This is a genomic window from Nocardioides sp. (assembly GCF_036274455.1).
GTDB lineage: Bacteria > Actinomycetota > Actinomycetes > Propionibacteriales > Nocardioidaceae > Nocardioides.
Window position 1 is genome coordinate 1 of sequence record NZ_DASUFR010000018.1, and the last position, 3,636, is coordinate 3,636.

General features: G+C 69.6%; 3 protein-coding genes. All 3 read left to right on the plus strand.

Annotated elements, in window-relative coordinates; genetic code table 11:
• Positions 1-918: 918 nt before the first annotated feature.
• Genes VFV89_RS01545 through istB form a run of 3 tightly spaced genes read left to right on the plus strand, consistent with a single transcriptional unit; the run spans position 919 to position 3,587 of the window.
• Complete coding sequence (locus VFV89_RS01545) at positions 919-1,296, plus strand: hypothetical protein (protein WP_329704130.1); 378 nt, start codon at positions 919-921, stop codon at positions 1,294-1,296.
• Positions 1,293-2,813: an IS21 family transposase gene (istA, locus tag VFV89_RS01550; protein WP_329704131.1), complete on the plus strand. Its 1,521-nt coding sequence runs from the start codon at positions 1,293-1,295 to the stop codon at positions 2,811-2,813. Before VFV89_RS01545 ends, istA begins: the two co-directional genes overlap by 4 nt.
• A 3-nt stretch (positions 2,814-2,816) precedes the next feature.
• Positions 2,817-3,587, plus strand: coding sequence for an IS21-like element helper ATPase IstB (istB, locus tag VFV89_RS01555; RefSeq protein ID WP_329704132.1), 771 nt, complete (start codon positions 2,817-2,819; stop codon positions 3,585-3,587).
• Positions 3,588-3,636 lie beyond the last annotated feature (49 nt).

A 3,636-nucleotide genomic window follows, 5' to 3' on the forward strand; every position in this document is an offset into this window, starting at 1 on the left:
GGCGCGGGAGCGCCAGAAGAGGCGCTCTAACGCCGCGTTTCGGGCCGGGAATCGCACTCTAGAGGTCAGGGGTTCGATCCCCCTCAGCTCCACTGAATCATTGGCTTTTTGCTCCGCAACATCGCCAAAGATCCCGCCCTCGCCAAAGCTCCTCCAACGCCGCTCCTGAAATTCTAGCGTCGCCCCTTTTGGTCCGCGGGCTTGCGCCGCTCGGCGTTGGCGCGCCTTCCGGAGCGCGTTCTACGCGATTCTAGGGGTCCCCTCCACGCCGGCCTCCGGCTTTGGCAACGCTAGAATCCCGGTGGCCGTCGCGTTCTAGCGTTGCGCCGCGTTCTAGAGGTGCTCGTTTTGGCGCGGCCTCCGGTCGGCGGCTCGGGGTGTTGATGGCCTCCAGGAAGCGCGGGAATCTCGACCGGCTGCCGGAAAGTCGCTCGTGATCCTCGGCCGGGGTAGGGAGATCGGGCCGGTGGCGGCCGCCTGAAATGACGAAGGCCCGGAGTGGCACCTCCGAGCCTTCTTGCCGTACCCAGCCGGGACGCATGGGGCCGACAGCCCTGAATCGCACGACCCGGTAGAGCCGTCCAGTTTCTGGCCGTCCCGGCGCCCGGGACGTGGACCAGCCAGACTCCCTTCGCTTCGTGGTCTGCGGCCGCCTCGAGTGCAGCCAGGTCTTCTTCCTCTGCCGCTTCTGTGACCGAGGCGACCTGTACTGCTCGGCAAACTGCCGTCGAGCAGCTCGAGCGAAGTCGCGACGAGAGGCCGGCCGTCGCCATCAGCAGAGCCGCATCGGCCGGCGCAACCACGCCGACCGGCAGCAGGCCTACCGCGAGAAAGTGACGCATCAGGGTCAACGCAAAGTTGCGTTCCCCGTAGGACTCGACCTGCCGCTCTTCGACCAACGCGGCAAGGAGGAGTCCGATGCCACTGCTCTGGGCAGCAATCCACCCGCGGGGCGACCAGACCCGCATCCTGGTGATGGACGGACCGGACCAGCCGGTCCTGAAGGCCAGGCTCGACCGCCGTCCCCACCACCACCGAGCGCTTCCGACGCTGCTCGAGGCCCTGGCCTTGTGGGAGGGGGTCCCGGTCCGTGCTGCGCTCGCTGCGGACGACCGGGCCGATTCGTGCGGCACGAGCCTCTTCGACGCCTGCTTCGGCGAGGTCCACGACACGCCGCTCTTCACGCTCGAGCTGGTCCCGGCCCACCAGCCCCGACGCCGGCGCCGGGACGACCTCGGCGGCGTAGCTGACTTCCGTGACCTGGAGCGGCTGATCCTGCGGGAGGTGGCCAGATGATCGCCGCCGACCTGCGCGCCAAGATCCGCCGCCTCTTCTTCGCCGAGCACTGGAAGGTCGGCACCATCGCCTCCGAGCTGGGCGTCCACCACGACACGGTCTCGCACGCCATCGAGGCCGAGCGCTTCATCCGTCCGGGCACCCAGGTGCGCCCGACGCTGCTCGACCCCTACAAGCCCTTCATCGCCGAGACCCTCGAGCACCATCCGCGCCTGCGGGCCACGCGCCTGCAACAGATGCTCGAGGGCCGCGGCTACGCCGGCTCCGTCGTCCAGCTGCGCAAGTACCTCAAGCAGGTCCGCCCCGTCGGCAAGCGCGAGGCCTTCCTGCGGCTGTCGGTGATGCCCGGTGAGCAGGCCCAGGTGGACTGGGCGCACTTCGGCAAGCTCCGCATCGGCAGCGCCCAGCGGAGCCTGTCCTGCTTCGTGATGGTGCTGTCCTGGTCGCGGGCCATGTACGCCCGCTTCGCCCTCGACCAGAGCCTGGAGAGCTTCCTGCGCGGCCACGTCCTCGGCTTCGCCGCCCTCGGCGGCGTGCCGCGCGCCGTGCTCTACGACAATCTCAGGAGCGTCGTCCTCGAGCGGCATGCCGACCACATCCGCTTCCATCCCCGCCTGCTCGAGCTGGCCGGCCACTACCACTTCGCACCCAAGCCCTGCGCGCCGTACCGGGGCAACGAGAAGGGGCGAGTCGAGCGCGCCATCCAGTACCTGCGCCACTCCTTCTTCGCCGCCCGCCGCTTCTCGTCGGTCGACGACCTCAATGCCCAGCTCGCCGACTGGACCTCACGCATCGCCCACACCCGCAAGGTGCCCGGCGATCCCGACGGCCGTCCCGTCAGCCAGATGCTCGACGACGAGCGACCGGTGCTCCTGCCGCTGCCCGAGCATCCCTTCGCCGTCGATCTGTGCCGCCCCGTGGTCTCCGGCAAGACGCCCTACATCCGCTTCGACCTCAACGACTACTCCATCCCGCACGACCTCTGCCGTCGGCCGCTGACCCTGGTCGCCTCCGAGACCGAGGTGAAACTGCTCGACGGCCAGGCCGAGGTCGCGCGCCACCGTCGCAGCTACGACCGCAGCCAGCGCATCGAGGACCCGGGCCACCTCGCCGCCCTGACGGACCTGAAGCGCCGGGCCCACGACCTGAGGGGCCGGGACCTGCTGCGCACCCGCTGCCCCTCGGCCGACGCCTTCCTTGGCGCCCTCTGCTCTCGCAACCAACGGCTCTCCTCGCACACCGCCCAGCTGCTCGCCCTGGTCGACCGCTACGGAGCCGTCGAGGTCGACACCGCGCTTCGCATCGCCGTCGAGCGCAGAGCCATCAGCGCTGCCTCGGTGGCCCACATCCTCGACCAGCGCCGCCGGGCCAAGGCTCAGCCGCCGCCGCTGGCCATCACGCTGCCCGACGACCCGCGAGTGCGCGACCTGCGCGTCGTGCCGCACTCGCTCGCCGACTACGACACCCTCTGCCAGCCCGCCGTCGCGCCCCGCGCCGACGGCGAGGACCAGGAGTAGACCATGCCCGCTCAATCGCTTGCTGACCGCCTCGCCACCCTGGGGCTGCGACTGACCGCCGAGACAATCAATGACCTCGTCGACCTCGCCACCAAGAAGCGCTGGAGCCCGACAGAGCTGCTCGAGCACATCGCCGGTACCGAGGAGAAGGACCGGGCCCGCCGCAGCCTCGAGCGGCGTCTGCACCGGAGCCGCCTCGGACGCTTCAACTCCATGAGCAACTTCGACTGGGACTGGCCCGAGGTCATCGACCGTGACGCCGTCGAGTCCGCCCTGCGCCTCGACTTCCTCGAGCAGAACAAGAACGTCGTGCTCGTCGCGCCGCAGGGCCTGGGCAAGACCATGATCGCCCAGAACATCGCCAACCAGGCCATCCTCGACGGCCACTCGGTCGTCTTCACCACCGCCGCCCAGCTGCTGCTCGACCTCGGCGCGCAGGACTCCTCGCGCGGCCTCGACCGCCGGCTCCGCCACTACTGCAGCCGCACCGGCCTCCTGGTGATCGACGAGATCGGCTACCTCTCCTACGACAACCGCAACGCCGACCTGCTCTTCCAGGTGGTCAGCCGGCGCTACGAGCGGCGCAGCCTGGTGCTCACCACCAACCTCGCCTTCAGCGACTGGCCGACGATCTTCCCCAATGCGGCCTGCACCACCGCCCTCATCGACAGGGTGATCCACCACTCCGAGATCATCGCCATCAAGGGCGAGAGCTACCGCCGCCGTGAGGCCGAGACCACCAAGCGGCCGCGCTCCTCCAAGAAGGCCGCCTGACCGCGGTCGGTCTGCCCGCCACTCCGCCCGCTCCAGATTCCCGCGCTCG

Excerpts from the sequence above, each read along its gene's own strand:
- VFV89_RS01545 (WP_329704130.1), top strand. The coding sequence starts at position 919 with ATGCCACTGCTCTGGGCAGCAATCCACCCGCGGGGCGACCAGACCCGC.
- istA (WP_329704131.1), top strand. The coding sequence starts at position 1,293 with ATGATCGCCGCCGACCTGCGCGCCAAGATCCGCCGCCTCTTCTTCGCC.
- istB (WP_329704132.1), top strand. The coding sequence starts at position 2,817 with ATGCCCGCTCAATCGCTTGCTGACCGCCTCGCCACCCTGGGGCTGCGA.